General features: G+C 29.4%; 17 protein-coding genes. 4 read left to right on the top strand and 13 right to left on the bottom strand.

Annotated elements, in window-relative coordinates:
* Positions 1-194: 194 nt before the first annotated feature.
* The 4 genes from ACUBP5_RS01830 to rpsF all read right to left on the bottom strand — a co-directional run bounded on the left by ACUBP5_RS01830 (position 195) and on the right by rpsF (position 3,141).
* Positions 195-1,745: a glycine--tRNA ligase gene (locus ACUBP5_RS01830; protein WP_482167960.1), complete on the bottom strand. Its 1,551-nt coding sequence runs from the start codon at positions 1,743-1,745 to the stop codon at positions 195-197.
* Positions 1,746-1,970: 225 nt separating this feature from the next.
* The gene (gene rplI / locus ACUBP5_RS01825; protein ID WP_482167959.1) at positions 1,971-2,441 is read right to left on the bottom strand and encodes a 50S ribosomal protein L9; all 471 of its coding nucleotides are present in this window, start codon (positions 2,439-2,441) and stop codon (positions 1,971-1,973) included.
* A gap of 19 nt (positions 2,442-2,460) precedes the next feature.
* Positions 2,461-2,763 (bottom strand): 30S ribosomal protein S18, encoded by a 303-nt coding sequence (gene rpsR, locus ACUBP5_RS01820; RefSeq protein ID WP_482167958.1) that lies wholly within the window; start codon positions 2,761-2,763, stop codon positions 2,461-2,463.
* Between the two features lie 12 nt (positions 2,764-2,775).
* Positions 2,776-3,141, bottom strand: coding sequence for a 30S ribosomal protein S6 (gene rpsF, locus ACUBP5_RS01815; protein WP_482167957.1), 366 nt, complete (start codon positions 3,139-3,141; stop codon positions 2,776-2,778).
* Positions 3,142-3,788: 647 nt separating this feature from the next.
* Between rpsF and ACUBP5_RS01810 the strand changes: the two genes are divergently transcribed.
* A complete protein-coding gene (locus ACUBP5_RS01810) occupies positions 3,789-4,391 on the top strand; it encodes a LemA family protein (protein WP_482168597.1) in 603 nt (200 codons plus the stop codon).
* Between the two features lie 374 nt (positions 4,392-4,765).
* Positions 4,766-5,548 (top strand): TPM domain-containing protein, encoded by a 783-nt coding sequence (locus ACUBP5_RS01805; protein ID WP_482168596.1) that lies wholly within the window; start codon positions 4,766-4,768, stop codon positions 5,546-5,548.
* A gap of 743 nt (positions 5,549-6,291) precedes the next feature.
* On the opposite strand, the gene ACUBP5_RS01800 is transcribed toward ACUBP5_RS01805, so the two are convergent.
* The 4 genes from ACUBP5_RS01800 to ACUBP5_RS01785 form a co-directional block, all read right to left on the bottom strand.
* The gene (locus ACUBP5_RS01800; RefSeq protein ID WP_482168595.1) at positions 6,292-8,925 is read right to left on the bottom strand and encodes a valine--tRNA ligase; all 2,634 of its coding nucleotides are present in this window, start codon (positions 8,923-8,925) and stop codon (positions 6,292-6,294) included.
* A gap of 528 nt (positions 8,926-9,453) precedes the next feature.
* Positions 9,454-9,786, bottom strand: a complete 333-nt coding sequence (locus tag ACUBP5_RS01795) for a hypothetical protein (protein ID WP_482168594.1) — start codon at positions 9,784-9,786, stop codon at positions 9,454-9,456.
* 5 nt (positions 9,787-9,791) lie between these two features.
* A complete protein-coding gene (locus tag ACUBP5_RS01790; protein WP_482168593.1) occupies positions 9,792-10,127 on the bottom strand; it encodes a phage holin family protein in 336 nt (111 codons plus the stop codon).
* Between the two features lie 42 nt (positions 10,128-10,169).
* Positions 10,170-10,445, bottom strand: a complete 276-nt coding sequence (locus ACUBP5_RS01785; RefSeq protein ID WP_482168592.1) for a YtxH domain-containing protein — start codon at positions 10,443-10,445, stop codon at positions 10,170-10,172.
* A 911-nt stretch (positions 10,446-11,356) separates the two neighbouring features.
* On the opposite strand from ACUBP5_RS01785, the gene murB reads away from it, so the two are divergent.
* Together murB and ACUBP5_RS01775 are read left to right on the top strand one after the other, a co-directional pair.
* On the top strand, positions 11,357-12,382 hold the full coding sequence (gene murB, locus ACUBP5_RS01780) for a UDP-N-acetylmuramate dehydrogenase (protein WP_482168591.1): 1,026 nt from the start codon (positions 11,357-11,359) through the stop codon (positions 12,380-12,382).
* 426 nt (positions 12,383-12,808) lie between these two features.
* On the top strand, positions 12,809-13,654 hold the full coding sequence (locus ACUBP5_RS01775; RefSeq protein WP_482168590.1) for a purine-nucleoside phosphorylase: 846 nt from the start codon (positions 12,809-12,811) through the stop codon (positions 13,652-13,654).
* A gap of 371 nt (positions 13,655-14,025) precedes the next feature.
* On the opposite strand, the gene eno is transcribed toward ACUBP5_RS01775, so the two are convergent.
* From eno to rpsK, 5 genes are all read right to left on the bottom strand, one after another.
* On the bottom strand, positions 14,026-15,315 hold the full coding sequence (gene eno, locus ACUBP5_RS01770) for a phosphopyruvate hydratase (protein ID WP_482168589.1): 1,290 nt from the start codon (positions 15,313-15,315) through the stop codon (positions 14,026-14,028).
* Positions 15,316-15,413: 98 nt separating this feature from the next.
* Positions 15,414-15,911, bottom strand: a complete 498-nt coding sequence (gene rplQ, locus ACUBP5_RS01765; protein WP_482168588.1) for a 50S ribosomal protein L17 — start codon at positions 15,909-15,911, stop codon at positions 15,414-15,416.
* Between the two features lie 10 nt (positions 15,912-15,921).
* The gene (locus tag ACUBP5_RS01760) at positions 15,922-16,917 is read right to left on the bottom strand and encodes a DNA-directed RNA polymerase subunit alpha (RefSeq protein WP_482168587.1); all 996 of its coding nucleotides are present in this window, start codon (positions 16,915-16,917) and stop codon (positions 15,922-15,924) included.
* Positions 16,918-16,945: 28 nt separating this feature from the next.
* Positions 16,946-17,560, bottom strand: coding sequence for a 30S ribosomal protein S4 (gene rpsD / locus ACUBP5_RS01755; RefSeq protein WP_482168586.1), 615 nt, complete (start codon positions 17,558-17,560; stop codon positions 16,946-16,948).
* A gap of 28 nt (positions 17,561-17,588) precedes the next feature.
* Complete coding sequence (gene rpsK / locus ACUBP5_RS01750) at positions 17,589-17,975, bottom strand: 30S ribosomal protein S11 (RefSeq protein WP_482168585.1); 387 nt, start codon at positions 17,973-17,975, stop codon at positions 17,589-17,591.
* Positions 17,976-17,977: the final 2 nt, after the last annotated feature.

Raw genomic sequence — 17,977 nt, 5'->3', positions numbered from 1 at the left:
GACCTCTAATTGATAGTAGTAGCTTATAATTTTTTTGTAAAGTCATCCATATTATATCTCTAAAAAAAAAATAGAGTAAAAATTGGCTTACTAAACGCAAACAAGTGTTTTTTTGTTATGTTAAGCATAACATAGAGTAAATAGTTTTTAGTCCTCTTAAGAGGATAGGGGAAAAGAAGCAAAATAATTATACTTTATCTTAAAACGCTCTCTTTTAAAATTTTTACCATACTAGTTTGCATATTAAGGAATAAACTAAGTTGATTTATTGGAATACGCTCTTGTCTCATGCTATCTCTATAACGGACTGTAACTGACTGATCTTTAAGACTATCATAATCTAGAGTAAAACAGAAAGGAGTGCCAATGGCATCCTGATGCCGATAACGTTTACCTATAGATTCTTTTTCTTCATAAAGAAGAGAATATTCCCATTTAAGTTCATGAAAAATTTTCTCAGCCATTTGAGGTAACCCATCCTTTTTAACTAAAGGTAAAATAGCAGCTTTGATAGGCGCAATTGAAGGAGGTAATTTCAAAACCCAACGATCACTTCCATCTTCGAGTACTTCCTGAAAAAGACAAGAAGAAAATACCGCAAGAAATAAACGATCAAGTCCTACTGAAGTTTCTATAACATAGGGAATATATCCTTCTTTTTTATCCGAATCAAAATATTGCATTTTTTTTCGTGAAAATTGTTGATGATTTTTTAAATCAAAATCTCCACGTGAATGAACACCTTCTAATTCTTTAAAACCAAAGGGGAAACAAAATTCTATATCAGTAGCAGCATTTGCATAATGCGCTAGTTTTTCATGATCATGAAACCGATACTTTTTTACTCCTAATCCTAAGGCTAAATGCCACTTCATCCGTGCCTCTTTCCAATATTCATACCATTGCATCTGCTCATATGGAGATATAAAAAATTGCATTTCCATTTGTTCAAATTCACGCATACGGAAAATAAATTGTCGTGCTATAATTTCATTTCTAAAGGCTTTACCAATTTGAGCAATACCAAAAGGTATTTTCATACGTGCACTTTTTTGTACTTGAAGGAAATTTACGAAAATTCCCTGAGCTGTTTCAGGACGTAAATATATAGGTTCGCTTTGAGTAGAAAGAGAGCCTATATGAGTCTGAAACATTAGATTAAATTGTTTTACTTGAGCCCAATTTTTTGATCCTGTTTCAGGATCTGAAATACCTAATTCATCAATTATATTTTTGAGTTCGGCTAAATCCTCTTTCTTTAAAGAATAAATCATACGTTCTATGATTTCCTTTTTTCGTTTTTGATAATAAGCAATTTTTGAGCTAGTAGCTAAAAACCGGTCTTTATCAAATGCCACGCCAAAATGGTCTTGTGCTTTTTGAAGTTCTTTATTTATTTTTTGTTGAAGTTTTTCACAAAAATTCTCAATTAAAATATCAGCTCTATAACGACGTCCGCTATCTTTATTATCGATCAAAGGATCATTAAAAGCATTGATATGACCAGAAGCCTTCCAGGTAGTGGGGTGCATTAATATAGAGGCATCAAGACCGACAATATCTGTACGTAATCCAGTCATAGCTTTCCACCAATAACTTTTGAGATAATTCTTAAGAGATATTCCATAAGGACCATAATCATAAAGAGCACTTATACCTTCATATATTTGACTTGAAGGAAAGATAAACCCATAAGTTTTAGCATGAGAAATAATACACTTTAACCAATCTTGAGGCTTCTTCATACTTTAATTTTAACTGCCGAACAAAAAATAATAAAATAAAAGTTCTATAATTATGTTCTGAAACATCACAAAAAATAGCTTGAAAAAGGGAAATTTAGCACTCGGTGAACATATAAAAAAAATTAAAGAAATAAAATTATCCCTCTCTAGGAAGTAAGACTATCAAGCAAACAACCTAATCAAATAAATTAGTGTCATAAGAGATATATTTAATAATAAAAAAGATCAATCTTTTTCATTAGAATCTTTAATAGAAGTAATTAATTCGAAAGAAAGCATTGCTTCAAGTTTGAGATGTAATCGAATTTTGGCCTTATACTTTCCAAGTACCTTAATAGTATTTCCAGGAATAAGAATATTTTTTTTATCTATCTGAAAGCCTTGTTTTGTGAGCTCTTCAGAAAGATATTGATTATTTATCGATCCGAATAACTTACCTTCTGATCCAGCTTTAACCACAATCTTGAGGTGAATATTATGTAGTTTTTGAGCTATTTTATCAGCTTGTTTTAACAAGTCAGTTTCTTTTTTAGCACGCTGTTTTAAAATCTCTTGAATCTGTTTTTTAATTGATGTAGTAGCTAATTGAGCATATCCTTTTGGAATTAGATAATTTCTAGCATAACCAGGTTTTACGCTTATCTCTTCATATTGAAACCCTAAATTTTCAACATCTTTTTTTAAAATAACTTGCACGTTAGATATATGTTTTAAATTATTTAAGACCATCGGTTACAAAAGGGAGAATTGATAAATGTCGTGCCCTTTTTATAGCCTGACTTAGTCTAATTTGAAATTTCTTAGATATCCCAGTAATACGGCGAGGTAGTATTTTCCCTTGTGGATTGAGAAACTTAAAAAGAAAGGCTGGATTTTTATAATCAACATATTTTATACCATACTTCTTAAAAAGACAATATTTCTTACGAGGCTCCTCATCTATTTCAAGTGGAGCTAAATAACGAATTTCCCCCTCCCCTCCTTGTTTAGCTTGTTGTGCTAGTTCATCCAAAACCATATTTTAAAGTTTTTATTTTTGTTCATAAAATTTTATCTTTTGACGACGCTTTTGCGCATATTCGATACCATGTTTGTCAAGCCTTATACTTAGATAGCGTAAAATACGTTCTTCTCGTTTAAAATGAAGTTCAAGAGAAAAGATAATACCTTTTGATTCGACTTTATCTTCATCTATATGAAATTGTATTAATTCATAATAACCAGTTTTTTTTTTATCTATAGGATAAGCTAGCTTTTTAAGTCCCCAGGACTCATAATGATCTATTTTTACATTATTCTCTTTAAGAAAATCTTGAGTTTTTTTTACTGTTTCCTCTACCTGAATTTGAGATAGAACGGGAGTTAATATGAAAACAGTCTCATAGTATTTAGACATGAACTTCAAATATTTTATATTAAAACGCAATCTGTACAAAGGTAAGTGTTTCTACTTAAGTTACGAAACTAACTAAGTTTTTTATTTCTCAATATAATCTGAAAAATATACTTATACTCTCAGTAAATTATATATCTATAAACCTTGTCTTTAAGCAGGATATAAGATTTATAGGTATATATTAAAAACTCTAATTCTATAATCTGATATTAATCAGCCTCTATGCATAAAAGAGACTAAGATATTAATTCATAATTAGGGAATTTAATAGATTAAGGCTACCCTACAACTTGGTGTATATTGTTTTGACGATATCTTTTGTATAATTTTATATTAATATAATTTATAATTGACAACAAAATATAAATTAGAATCAGTAAAAAACCTAACCAGACTAAAAAAATAAAATTTTTTCTATAAATGATAAAATAAAATAATTTACTAATTACTATACTTATGAAGTGCTCTATTATATGACTATATCTGTCTTAAAATTATTATAAATAGGATTAAAGATTTTTTTATGTATCAGGAAAACTTAGAAATTATATTATTGAGAATGCATTCTTGAAAAAATGCTAGTTAATTAAGAAGCAAATAAGAAAAACATAAAAATTCTATTAACTTTGCTCAAAAAAATAAACCTTATGAAAAAAGGATGTCTTACTATAATTCTTGTAATTTTAGGAGTTATAGCTATAACAATATTTTGGGGGGTAGGTAAATACAATTCCTTAGTAGGACTTAATGAAAGAGTGAAAGCTCAGTGGGGGCAAGTTGAGAATGCTTATCAGCGTCGTTCAGATCTTATTCCTAATTTAGTTAATAGTGTAAAAGGCGCTGCTAATTTTGAAAAAAATACTCTTACACAAGTTATTCAGGCACGTGCTCAAGCTACTTCAGTCAGAATAAATACTGATAATCTTAGCCAGGATCAAATTAATAAATTCCAAAATTCCCAAAATGGACTTAACAATTCTCTAAGTAGATTGCTAGTAAGTGTAGAGAAATACCCTGAATTAAGAGCTAATCAAAATTTTTTAGAATTACAAAGTCAAATAGAAGGCACTGAGAATCGCATTAATGTAGAGCGTAATCGATTTAATGAAGAAGTAAAGATTTTTAACAGTACGCGTAATAGTTTCCCGAGTATCTTTATCGCTAACTTTTTTTTACAATTTTCTGAAAAAGGATATTTTAAATCACAAAAAGGAACTGAAAAAGCTCCTATAGTAGATTTTAGAGAATAACCTAGTTATAGAATATATCTTCATATAATAAGGATGAACATTATCATTTTTCATAGTCCTCAGAAGAAGGGAAAATTGTGTATTCCGTATGAAAAATATAACATAAATAAATACTATAATAAAGAATCTTAAGTCTACAAGAAACAAAGATATTTTTCATAAAACTTAATTGATAGATACTTATCCTGTGCAATAGTGGTACTTCTTTATATGACTACTGATCATAAAAGCCTAAGTCTAATAAGACATGAGGAAGACGTTTATCAATTTCTTTAGAAAAAAAATGCAGAAGACTATTAAGAAACTATACTAATATTCTTCAAAAAGAAAGACTTGTATTAAAGATCTTAGCATAGATATTATCAATATAATCAATGAATTATCCAATAGCATTTCGAAGTATTAAATCTGTGTTTTGGTTAGTACTTTTTATATATTCAACCTGCAATCTTTGGGCTCAATTCAATATTCCAAAACCTCCTGCAAAAATTTATCCAGTAAATGACTATGCTCAAGTTTTGAGTTTACAAGAACGTAAAGTTTTAAATAATAAATTAATTAACTATAGTAAATCTACTTCAACAGAAATAGTACTTATTACACTGGAAACTCTAAATGGAGAAGATCCCAATCTTTTAGCGACTAATTGGGGACAAAAATGGAGGATAGGTCAAGAAAAACAAGATAATGGTATTATCGTTTTATTAAGTGTTCAAGATAAAAAAATAAGTATACAAAATGGTAGAGGTATAGAACCTTATTTTACTGATATAAAATCTAAGCACATTATTAAAAATGAACTTATACCTCTACTTAAAAAAAATAATTACTATGCAGCTCTTGACAAAGTCACAGATGTTATATTTAAGGTTCTAAAAGGTACTTATAAGAAAACTAAGTCTTCTTCAGAAAATTATAAATGGAACGGACTACTATTTTTTGTTTTATTACTCCTGTTTTTCCTGTTATTCTTCCGAGGAGGTGGAGGTAGAGGTTCAAGAAGATCCTTAATAGGAATAGGTGATATACTCACAAGCCTAATACTTTTAGGAGGCATAGGTAGAAAAGATAACGGAAGCTCTGAAGACGTAGATAGTGACGAAAGCTTTGGAGGCGGAGGTAGTTTCGGAGGCGGAGGTGCTAGTGATAAATGGTAAACAATATACTATAGTAATAGCTCTTAACTTTTTAGTTACTTAAATTGTACTTACTATCCTTAAGCTTCTTATAGAGCATAGTAATATGCTTAATACTAACTCTTTTAAGAGTCGCTTTCATTTTTCAAATGAAGGGAGGGCAGAAGAAAGGGAAAGAGTATATGTAAAAAACTCTAAAAACTAATTTTTTGCTTAAAATACTCTTTTACACTATTTATTAATCTTGAAAATTTTAGAAGGTAGGAGTAAACATAGCCGACAAATTTAAGAATGACCGTACTATTTTATCATCTAAGCCATTTTTTTAAGAAAAAAATGATAAAAATAGACGTTCAGTAAATTAATATCATATCAGAGAAACTAAAGATTAACTATAACTCTATAACCATTTTATACCCCCCCTTTTAAGGGGGGGTATAAAATGGTTATTATAAATCTCTCAACAGAGACATTAGATTTTTCAGTATAAACATTATTTATTATAAATTTAATGGATATAGTCCTTTTAGATTTTCTAATAGAAAAAACTAATATTATAAATGATCTTGAAAAATTTTTCAGATTATAAAATCTGAAGTTTTTAAGAAAAAAGATGGCTATCTATGTTAGATGATATCTTAATCGAGAGTAAGATCTTCTCATTTGAGAAAAATGACATTATTGCATCTAATAAGAAATTATTAATTATAGCGATGTTATATTTATTAGTAATTTATAAATTTTATCCTTATATAGTAGGGTAATCATTCAAATTCTCTAAGTCGTGATTGTAGCATTCTTATTTTTAATATTGTATCAGCTTCTTTCTTATGTTCGAGAGCAACTACATCTTTAGGCGCTTTGCGCATAAATTGCTCATTACAAAGTTTTTTACGTACCATAGTTAAAAAAACTTCTTGATATTTAAGAGTTTTTTGTAGAACTCTAAATTCTTTAGTCCTGTTAATTTCCCCTTTAAAACAGACAAAATATTCTTTTGTATCTAATAAAAAAGAAAACTGATATTGATCAGGTTTTTGTTGAATATATAAAAGCTTACAGGGATGCGCCATCTTATATACTACCGGATCAAATTTAGATCCAGCATTTTTAGGGTCTGTATAAATGGAAAGCAAGACTTTTGAAGAAATTTTATACTGGGTTCTTAAAGCACGCAACTCTCTTACAAGAGTAACCGCATAATTAAAATCAGATAGAATTTTATGATTAAAATTCATCTGGGTAATCCATGGGCTGATAATAAGTGCTTCACTTTTAGATCGAGTTCGAATCTGTTGCCATATCTCTTCAGTGATAAAAGGCATATAAGGATGGATCAATTTGAGTAAATTTTCAAAAAAAAGCAAAGTTTTTAAATAAACAATTTTAGAAACACCTATCTCTGGTGACAAAGGCTTTATAATTTCTAAATACCACGAACAAAAATCTTCCCATATTAATTTATAAATAAGTTTAAGTGCTTGAGAGATTTCATATTTTTCAAAGTGTTTTTCTACCTGTGCAAAAGATCGATTGAATTGGCTCTCAAACCATAAAATTATAAGATTTTCGAATGTCGAAAGTGAATTTTCAGTAGCTTTTTCCCAGCTTTTTATTAAACGAAATGCATTCCAAATTTTATTAGCAAAATTTCTGCCTTGTAGACAAAGTTCCTCCTTAAAAAGGAGATCATTCCCAGCTTGTGTACTAAGTAACATGCCAACACGTACGCCATCTGCGCCATATTTATGAATCAATGTTATAGGATTCGGAGAGTTACCTAAAGATTTAGACATTTTTCTACGTTTATCATCTCGAACAATACCAGTAAAATAAACATTTTCAAAAGGTTTTTCGGATCTAAAAAAGTAACCAGCCATAATCATACGCGCTACCCAAAAAAACAAAATATCAGGACCGGTAACTAAATCTTTTGTCGGATAATAATACTTAATATCTAAGTTATCCGGATGAAAAACTCCATCAAATACTGAAATAGGCCATATCCAAGAAGAAAACCATGTATCCAAAACATCTTCTTCTTGTTTTAGCTGATCTAAAGATAGATCTTTACAAGAGGGGTTTTCACGAGCTAATTTTAAAGCCTCTTCTTGAGTTTCAGCTACTACATAATCTTGTGGATTAGAGCCGAAATAATACACTGGTATTCGATGACCCCACCATAGTTGACGTGAAATATTCCATTCACGTATATTTTCCATCCAATGATAATAAGTGTTTTCAAACTTTTTAGGATAAAAACGTATCTCTCCGTTTCTTACTGCTTCAAGAGCTCTCTCGGCCATAGATTTCGTTTTTAAAAACCATTGCATAGAACGGCGAGACTCAATAACAGCTCCTGTACGTTCAGATAAGCTTACCTTATGAATTAAGGGCTCTTCTTTTACTAAAATGTTTTTCTTTTTCAGTTCTTTTATAATTTCTTTACGAGCTTCAAATCTATCTTTCCCTTGATAATGGAGCCCATTTTGATTTAAAGTGGCATCCTGGTTAAAAATATCTATGAATTTCAAATTATGCCTTTGTGCTAAAAGTTGATCATTCATATCATGAGCTGGAGTAATTTTAAGACAACCGCTCCCAAATTCTTTATCTACGTACTCATCCTGAATTATAGGTATTCTATTACCAGTAATAGGGACTAAAACTTCATGATCCTTTAAATTTGTATAACGTTTATCCTTTGGATGTACAGCAATAGCCGTATCTCCAAATAAAGTTTCAGGGCGTGTTGTAGCAATTATTAAATACTCTTTACTTTCTACAATAGGGTATTTGATATAGTAAAGGGTTTCTTTACGTTCTTCATATATTATCTCTTCATCAGAAACAGTAGTTTTAGCTTTAGGATCCCAATGAACCAATTGATAATCTCTATAAATTAGTCCGCGTTGATACAAATGAATAAAACAACGAATCACTGAGCGAGAAAGCGATTTATCCATCGTAAAACAGGTTCGCTCCCAATTGCAGGAACAACCTATTTTTTTAAGCTGCTCAAGAATAATTTTTTTATGTTTGCGAGTCCATTCCCAGGCACGTTGAATAAAAATCTCTCTTTTAATTTCAGACTTAGTTATTTTTTCCTCCTTAAGCTGTGCCACTATTTTTGCCTCAGTAGCGATAGAGGCGTGATCTGTTCCTGGAACCCAACAAACATTATATCCTCGCATGCGAGCACGACGTATGAGCACATCTTGTAATGTATTATTAAGCATATGTCCCATATGAAGCGCTCCGGTAATATTTGGCGGAGGAATAACAATAGTATAAGGAATCCTTTGATCAGGAGATGAATGAAAATATTCACCTTTGAGCCAATAGCTATATATTTTCTCTTCTATATATTGAGGAATGTAAAGAGTTGATGATTGCATGATTCTTTAGAAAAAAACTTTTTTAGATCATCTTTCTTTGTAAATATATAACTAAAAATAGTTTAGTTATTCTGTAACAGTTAAAAATAACTAAAAGGGTTCCAATTTATATAGCTTTATGTATTTATTAATATGTTGAGTATTCATATTCAACATATTGAATTTAAATATAAAACCGCCTACAATTGATTATGAAAAAATTAAAAATGGATAATAATAGTGAATGCTACATTCAAATCTAAAATTTTATGTAGATAACCCGTTTATTTTTAGAATTACATTTACTTATTGTAGAAGTACTACACCCAAATAGTCCAAGGATCCTATTTTACCTAATCAATGATGGTAAAATAGAAATAATTTATAATAACTAATCACATAGGAACTTTTAAAAAGGCATTAGAAAAGATATTTTAGTACATTATGTCTCCAAAAAAAATATGTATTAAATAAGTAGCTGCTGAATTAACCCCTCTTCCCCCCCCCCCCCCCCTAATTAAAATTACCTTAGCATAATAAGTTTTTACATTATAATTTTTTATGCCCTAACCATTTTTTTAACTTTATAAAACTAAAAATTGCAACAGCTACTGAGATAGTTTGAAATATAAATCTCGAACGTTTTAAAATTATTAAAATAAATTTGGATATATTAAATAACGAGATTTTTGAAAATAAAAAATTTCCTAAAAAGATTAATATAGATCCTAACCTTATATTAGAAATAATATAATTGAGAGGTGAAATTTTATTTAGTGAAGTTTCTTCCAAGACTGGACTTCTAGAAGATTTTACTTCCCTGTGCATAGAGGCAATGACTTTTTTTAAATCCTTGTAATCTTTAATATTATCATCGTACATATAAACTATTTTTTTTTACCCATAGATATTTTTTTAAATGTTATGCGTGTTAAAAGATTCTTTAATGTATCCTTAATCCAATAAACACGTAAAACAAAAGATACAATTATAACAATTAGATAAATTAATGCCATTATACCAAAACCTAAAACGTAGCTTTTATAATGATTAGAAATCCAAAATGCAATTGTAATACTTATAAAAATAAGTGTCATAAATGAAAGAACAGCAAAAAAGAGACCCATCAATACAGCAGATAAAAAAGATATCATAAAATCTATTAGCTCATATCTAGCCAAATTGAATTTTCTGGAAAAATAAGATTTAATACTTCCAAACATATCTAAACATTTATCAGAATTAATTCTATTTGTAATAGTATTTTAGGTCCCAAGTTCATTTTCTATACAATCATCTACTTTATTAGTAGTAGAACTTTTAGTTTTTACCCACTTGTTTCCAAAATCTGACTTGATATTTTTTACTTTTCTACTAAAGCTTTTAATGAAATTACATAACATATCTTTTAGATCTTCAGTTTTTTCCCCTATTTTTTCACGAATTTTGGAGTTTTTCTTAGGAGCCAATATCATACCGGCTACCAACCCTAAAACCGATCCTATAATAAAAGATCCTAGTGAATTCGCATTTTTACTCATAACAGCATTTATTTGATTTTAAAATAAAGAGTGCTTTTTATCTATTTTTATATAAAAAACAAAAAAAATAACTAAGAAGCACCCATACTCTCAAAGGTACAAACAAAATCTAGCATAATATATATCCCATTCCTCTCTAAAATGGGGTTAACTTTTATTTTAGCTCTCGTGAGATAGCTTAAGTTTTCTAGATATAATTAGGGGATTATAGTTTATCCATCTATATCATATATTATATTACATATCTCTATATATATATTTTATTTTTTAAAATATAAACTTATTTAGGTAACTATTAATTAGTTACTCAAAATTTTGATAGCCTATCTCAAATAGATTAATAAAGTATCATAATAAATTTATAGTATCTGATCATTATTATAGTAGCTCTCTTAAGAGCATTTATTCATTAGTAAACTATGAATATTTACTAAGTTTTAAGAAAAAAAATAATTTTTATTATAAAGATAGTTTTGTATAAAATATAAATACAATCCTATCTATATTTTTCTCTAAAATAGAGTTGCAAGCTCTAAAAAAGTTCGATAAGAAACATGACTTTTTTCTTTATTTTCAATAATATTTATAGACAGGAAGTTTTTTTAAAAAAAACTTGTCATCATCTTATCTGATACTCTATTAGTAGATTTATAGTGTTTAATACTACTATAATGTATAAATTATATATTTACTATAAGTTATAAAAATATACATTGAATAATATTATAGATATTGTTTAGATTAGAAAAAAAGGATTACGACAGTTCCAGTAAAAATATCCATTTTTAATGGAGAAACATAAGATAAGAAAATAGATTTTATCTAATCTGTATGTTTTAAAAGTAAAAAGATAAAAGGGATGATAAAATAGTAAATTTCGCTTTAAAAATTACCTTATTAAATATTTACAGATGATGTTAATATTAAAGGATATTTCACTGAAATCATTTAATAGCTTTGGCGTAGAAGCCACTACGAAATATTTTATAGACCTACAAAAACGTGAAGAACTTAGTCAATTATTTCATAATGAGCAACTTAAAACTATACCTAGACTTATTTTAGGAGGAGGGAGCAATATCCTTTTTAGGAAGCGCTATTTTGAAGGCATTACTTTAAAGGTTGCTTTTAAAGGCATTAAAGTAACTTATGAAGATTTAACAAGAGTAAAACTAGAGGTTGCTGCTGGAGAAAACTGGCATGAATTGGTGAATTATACCCTAGAAAAGAATTGGAGTGGACTTGAAAATCTGTCTTTTATTCCAGGTACCGTAGGAGCAGCACCTGTACAAAATATCGGTGCTTACAATGTAGAAGTAAAAGATGTTATAGAGAAACTTGAAGCTTATGATATAGTTAACAATAAAACAATAATTTTTTCATCAGAAAATTGCCGTTTCAGATACCGAGATTCTTTTTTTAAGAGAGAAGGTAAAAATCGTTTTATAATAATATCAGTACATTTTCATCTTCTAAAGAAATATAAAATAAATATTTCTTACAAAGCGTTGAGAGAAGAACTTTTAAAAATGAATTTAAAAAATCCTAGTTTAAAAGAAATAAGCCAAACGATTATTAATTTACGCATAAAAAAACTTCCTGACCCTAAAATATATGGTAACGCGGGAAGTTTCTTTAAAAATCCTATAGTAAAAAATTCCTTCTATAAAAGATTGAAAAAAAAGTATCCGGATATTATAGGACATATTATTTCAAAAGATCATGTGAAACTTTATGCTGGTTGGTTAATTGAAAGATCAGGTTGGAAAGGGAAACAAATGGGCCATGCAAAGGTTTATCAATTACAAGCTCTAGTATTAATTAATAATGATGGCCAAGCAAGCGGCGAAGATATATATATACTATCAGAGTGTATTATAAAAGATGTTCGTGATCTTTTTGGAATTTCCCTTAGTAGGGAAGTATATATCATTTAATCAAAAAAATATAACTTCATAAAAAAGGAAGTTTTTTTCTTTTATTTAGTATTCCAAATACTTAATGAATTGTTATAAAACAAAATATCCTGTTTTGGGCTTTAATAAAAAACAGATATTTATTTGTTACTGGTGCTTAAAAGTATGCCCCTCCCCACCTATATAAAATTCCTCAAAAAATGTAGTTGATATTAGTATTTTTTTATATTGACTATTATATCTGTTTTATAAAAAAAAAATCATAAATATTATATTGATAATCAATATATTTTTAACGATTTAATAATCAAAACTTCTTCTAACTATAAAAAAATATTATCTGTATATATAGAGAGTTTAGACTCAAAGGAGAATAATCTATTTTATATTCCTACTTTTATAAGAACAAATCAAAAAAAAATAACTTTTATTAAAAAAATCTAGATTATGTTAGATCAACTACAGAAGTTAGAAAAGTATTATAAAAATATAGAAGAAACTCAGCATTACATAAGTAAAATTATTAAGGGAATACCTGAATTCGGTATTATTTTAGGCTCTGGATTAGGTAAGCTAAGTAATGAAATAGATAATCCTGTAATTATTCCTTATGATAAGATTCCTCATTTTCCGAAGACTACGGTAGTAGGACATTCAGGAAAATTAATCTTTGGCGAAATAAAAGGGAAAAAAGTATTAGCGCTCTCGGGCCGTTTTCATTATTATGAAGGCTATGACATGACTGAAGTAGTTTATCCAATTAGAGTATTTGGGAAACTAGGTATAAAAAAAATAATTTTATCAAATGCCGCGGGAGGCGTAAATCCAAATTATAAAGTGGGAGATATTATGTTGATTAAAGATCACATTAACATGATGCAAAACCCCTTAATAGGCCCTAATTTCCATAAATATGGACCCCGTTTTGTAGATATGCATGAGCCTTATGATTTAAAAATGCTTGAGAAGGCAGAAGAAATTGCAAAAGAACAAAATATGATAATTCACAAAGGGGTATATGTAGCTCTGCAGGGACCTACTTTTGAAACACCAGCTGAGTACAAAATGATTCGATATATAGGAGGAGATGCTGTAGGAATGAGCACTGTTCCTGAAGTAATAACTGCAAAACATATGGATATACGTGTTTCAGCATTTTCTGTAATTACGGATTTGGGAGGCTTAGATATAAACGCACCTATAAGTCATAAAAATGTATTAGAATCTGCAGATAAAGCTATGCCTGAAATAATACTGATTGTAAAAGAACTTATAAGTCATATCAACGATTAAATTAACTTAAATTAACAACTTAATTAGTAATATCTAAATCTTACTTTCTTTCGATTACACTATTCAAATTCTTTTCTTTATTATATGTTTAGTGTAAAAAGGGTTATATTTTTCTATCCTTATAGAAAAAACTCTTTAAAAGAAGCTTATAAAAAAGATATACTCTTCTTCAATCTTAGAATTCTTTTTAACTTGTAGCAAAATGGTATTTTTTTCTAAAAAAAAAAGTAGAATAAATATGCTATTTTATCTATCCATTCATACCTCTTAGTTTTTTATTTACTTTATACCTTAACTTATTTATTAATAATAGAATCAAAGACTTACTCTAAGATTTAAGATATTATAAATCAGCCTATATCCTCCTTTCTTTATAAAGTTCTAAAAATTTCCCATTGAGGATAATAAGCTGATTTATTCAGTTGTTCTTCGATACGTAAAAGCTGATTATATTTAGACATACGATCAGATCGCGAAACTGAACCGGTTTTAATTTGTCCGGTATTAAATGCTACAGATAGATCTGCGATAATAGGATCTTCAGTTTCTCCTGAACGATGAGACATAATTGCTGTATATCCTGCTTGTTGAGCTTTCTTAATAGCTGCCATAGTTTCAGTGAGTGTTCCAATTTGATTGACCTTTATAAGAATAGAATTAGCTATCCCTTTTTTTATTCCTTTTTCAAGGAATTTTGTATTAGTAACAAAAAGATCATCTCCAACTAATTGAACTTTTAACCCAATTTTTTCTGTAAGTATTTTCCATCCAATCCAATCATTTTGGTCCATACCATCTTCAATAGATTGGATCGGATACTTTTTACATAAAGTAGCTAAATATTCAGCTTGTTCCTCTGAAGAAAATTTAACACCTCTCTCTCCCTCAAAGATAGTATAGTCATATACTCCATTTCTATAAAATTCAGATGAAGCACAATCAAGAGCTAGCATAATCTCTTTACCAGGTTGGTACCCGGCCTGTTCAATAGCTTCTAAAATAGTATTTAATGTATCTTCAGTCCCTTTAAGATTAGGTGCAAATCCACCTTCATCACCTATAGCTACACTTAATTTTCTATTATACAATATTTTTTTAAGCTGATGAAAAATCTCCACTCCTGCTTTTAATGCCTTAGAAAAACTTTTAAATTCTATAGGCATAATCATGAACTCCTGGAAAGCTATAGGAGCATCTGAATGAGCTCCTGCATTAATAATATTTATCATAGGTACTGGTAACGTAGAAGCACCAAGTCCTCCTATATATCTGTAAAGAGGTATTTTAAGAGCGGAAGCAGCAGCCTTCGCAATAGCTAAAGAAACACCTAATAACGCATTTGCCCCTAATTTACTTTTGTTTGAAGTACCATCTATATTTATCATAAGTTTATCTAAAAAGTACTGATCAAATACAGAATAGCCGATAAGTTCATTAGCTAGTATTTCATTAACGTTTCTTATTGCTTTCATTACCCCTTTCCCAAAATAATCATTGTTCCCATCACGTATCTCTACAGCTTCATTCTCTCCTGTAGAAGCTCCTGAAGGAACTGCTGATCTACCAATAATTTTACCCTCAGTAACAACATCTACTTCAATAGTAGGATTACCTCTTGAATCAAAGATTTGTCTCGCATAGATAGATTTTATATTATTCATAATTCAAAATATTTTTTTTTCTTTAAAAAAAGCCCATCCTTTTATTTTAGTACTATTTTTAATAGCATAAAAACTTATTAAACGTAGAAAAAAAATTATTAATCTTCTTTTTTCAGCGATGGATCTTTTAAAGACTCTTTATGAGGATCTTGTATTATATGGTCCTTCACTTTTTTATAGGTTCTTCTACGACGAGATTGTTTCTTTTTATTTTTTTGGATACTATAAATATGATTAAAATCTACCAATTCTATCAGTGCTGTTTCTGAACCATCTCCTAATCTAAAGCCAGTTTTAATAATACGAGTATAACCTCCCGGTCTATCTAGTATTTTAGGGGCTATTTTTATAAAAAGTTCAGAAATAGCAAACTTGTTTTGTAAATATGAAAAAATAGTACGACGAGAGTGTGTAGTATCTAATTTGCTTTTTGTAATAATAGGCTCTATAAAACACCTAAGAGCTTTTGCCTTAGCTAGGGTAGTATTTATTCTTTTTTGTTTGCTAATGATAAGCGAACATGCCATATTAGACAACATCGCCTTGCGATGCGCTGAAGTTCTTCCAAGATGGTTTATTTTCCTCCTATGTCTCATCGTATTAGATTTACTCTTTACCTAATTTATATTTTGAAAGTTGCATACCGAGCTGTAGATTCTTTGCTGCTAGAAGTCCATTAATCTCATTCATAGTTTTAACTCCGAAATTTCTTACTTTCTTGAGATCATTATCTGTTTTACTCACAAGCTGACCAAGCGTAATAATTTCAGCGGATTTTAAACAATTCTGGGCTCTTACTGAAAGCCCTAAATCTGCTAGATTTGAATTAAGTAATTGTCTCATGTGCAATGCTTCTTCATCATAATCTTCTATCCTTTTACGCTCATTACTTTCTAAAGAGACTCGTTCATCAGTAAAAAGAGCTAAATGTTCAATTAAGATATTCGAAGCTTGAGCAAGAGCATTTTTAGGATGTACAGATCCATCAGTTTTAATTTCCAGAGAAAGTTTCTCGTAATCAGTCTTTTGTTCAAGACGATAGTTTTCTATAGTATACTTAACATTTTTTATTGGAGTATATATTGCATCAATAGCTATAGTGCCTATAGAGCTATTAGATCTTTTGTTTTCTTCAGCAGGAACGTATCCTCTCCCTTTTTCAATTGTAAAGGTAATTGAAAATGGAGTTAATTTCTCTTTATTACAGATAATTAAATCAGAGTTTAGTACTTTAAATCCTGAAATAAACTTTCCAAAATCACCAGCTGTGATTTGCTCTTGATCTTCAAAAAAGGCGTTTACTATTTCCTCTTCTTTATTATCATCGATTTGCTTTTTAAAACGAATTTTTTTACAATTTAGAATAATTTCAGTTACATCTTCTACTATTCCTTTTATTGTAGAAAATTCATGATGTACCCCTTCTATTTTAACTGAAGTAATAGCAAACCCTTCTAGAGAAGAAAGAAGAATGCGCCTTAGACTATTCCCAATAGTAATACCAAAACCAGGCTCTAGAGGTTTAAACTCAAAAATACCCTCATAGTTTGTAGCCATTTTCATTATTACTTTTTCAGGCTGTATAAAATTTAAAATCGCCATATCTTTATAGAATATCTACCTCTTTTTTTTATTTAGAATACCACTCAACAATGAGCTTCTCATTAATATTTTCAGGAATATGCGCCCTTTCAGGTACGGAATGAAAAGTTCCACTGAATTTTTCTTTACTCCATGTTAACCATTTAACTATAGGGTTAGATCTGTTAATAGAGTTCAAAGCATTTTGAATAGCAGGATGATTTTGAGATTTTTCTCTAATTTTTAGTAAATCTCCGGGCTTTAGGAGATAAGATGGGATCTTGATTTTACAATTGTTGACCATAACATGACCATGAGAAACCAGTTGACGGGCTCCCGGACGAGAATTTGAAAGTCCTAACCTGTAAATTACATTATCAAGACGCATTTCAAAGAGTTGTAATAAAACCTCTCCAGTATTACCCTTAATACTTAAGGCATTTTTAAACATTCTTCTACACTGACGTTCTAAAACACCATATGTATATTTTAATTTTTGTTTTTCTGCAAGTTGAATAGAATATTCTGAACGTTTCCCTCGTTTGCGGCTATTACCATGCTGACCAGGGCCGTACTTACGTCGTTCAAAATACTTATCTTCGCCGAAGATAGCTTCTCCAAATTTACGTGCAACTTTAGTCTTAGGACCTTTATATCTTGCCATGAAGTTATATATATATAATAATTAAATATTAAGTACTTCTACGTTTAGGAGGACGACATCCATTATGCGGCAATGAGGTACGATCTATAATGCTAACGATTGAAATAACCTTGCTCAAAGAACGAATAGCAGATTCCCTTCCTATTCCACAACCATTTATAATAACATCAACTTTCCTTAGACCTGCGTTAAACCCTTCTTCAGCAACCTTTTCCGCAGTACGCTGAGCTGCATAAGGAGTATTTTTCTTAGATCCCTTAAATCCCATCTTTCCTGCAGAACAAGAACATATAGCATCACCTTTGTTGTTAGTTAGTGTAATTATAATATTGTTAAAGGAGGAACTTATATGTGCCTGCCCCATAAAATCAACTTCTACTTTTCTTTTTTTAGTAGTTGTAAGTTTTTTTACCATTA

This window comes from Candidatus Insignibacter tubulum, assembly GCF_056790205.1.
Note: the sequence above shows the minus strand (reverse complement) of the source record. Positions and strands in the feature narration are given on the sequence as shown.

Coding starts and splice junctions, on each gene's coding strand:
- rpsF (WP_482167957.1), bottom strand. CDS start 3,141: ATGTCTAAATACTATGAGACTGTTTTCATATTAACTCCCGTTCTATCT.
- ACUBP5_RS01830 (WP_482167960.1), bottom strand. CDS start 1,745: ATGAAGAAGCCTCAAGATTGGTTAAAGTGTATTATTTCTCATGCTAAA.
- ACUBP5_RS01760 (WP_482168587.1), bottom strand. CDS start 16,917: ATGGCGATTTTAAATTTTATACAGCCTGAAAAAGTAATAATGAAAATG.
- rpsR (WP_482167958.1), bottom strand. CDS start 2,763: ATGGTTTTGGATGAACTAGCACAACAAGCTAAACAAGGAGGGGAGGGG.
- rpsD (WP_482168586.1), bottom strand. CDS start 17,560: ATGGCAAGATATAAAGGTCCTAAGACTAAAGTTGCACGTAAATTTGGA.
- ACUBP5_RS01790 (WP_482168593.1), bottom strand. CDS start 10,127: ATGTTTGGAAGTATTAAATCTTATTTTTCCAGAAAATTCAATTTGGCT.
- murB (WP_482168591.1), top strand. CDS start 11,357: ATGATGTTAATATTAAAGGATATTTCACTGAAATCATTTAATAGCTTT.
- ACUBP5_RS01800 (WP_482168595.1), bottom strand. CDS start 8,925: ATGCAATCATCAACTCTTTACATTCCTCAATATATAGAAGAGAAAATA.
- ACUBP5_RS01785 (WP_482168592.1), bottom strand. CDS start 10,445: ATGAGTAAAAATGCGAATTCACTAGGATCTTTTATTATAGGATCGGTT.
- ACUBP5_RS01775 (WP_482168590.1), top strand. CDS start 12,809: ATGTTAGATCAACTACAGAAGTTAGAAAAGTATTATAAAAATATAGAA.
- ACUBP5_RS01810 (WP_482168597.1), top strand. CDS start 3,789: ATGAAAAAAGGATGTCTTACTATAATTCTTGTAATTTTAGGAGTTATA.
- ACUBP5_RS01795 (WP_482168594.1), bottom strand. CDS start 9,786: ATGTACGATGATAATATTAAAGATTACAAGGATTTAAAAAAAGTCATT.
- rplQ (WP_482168588.1), bottom strand. CDS start 15,911: ATGAGACATAGGAGGAAAATAAACCATCTTGGAAGAACTTCAGCGCAT.
- eno (WP_482168589.1), bottom strand. CDS start 15,315: ATGAATAATATAAAATCTATCTATGCGAGACAAATCTTTGATTCAAGA.
- ACUBP5_RS01805 (WP_482168596.1), top strand. CDS start 4,766: ATGAATTATCCAATAGCATTTCGAAGTATTAAATCTGTGTTTTGGTTA.
- rpsK (WP_482168585.1), bottom strand. CDS start 17,975: ATGGTAAAAAAACTTACAACTACTAAAAAAAGAAAAGTAGAAGTTGAT.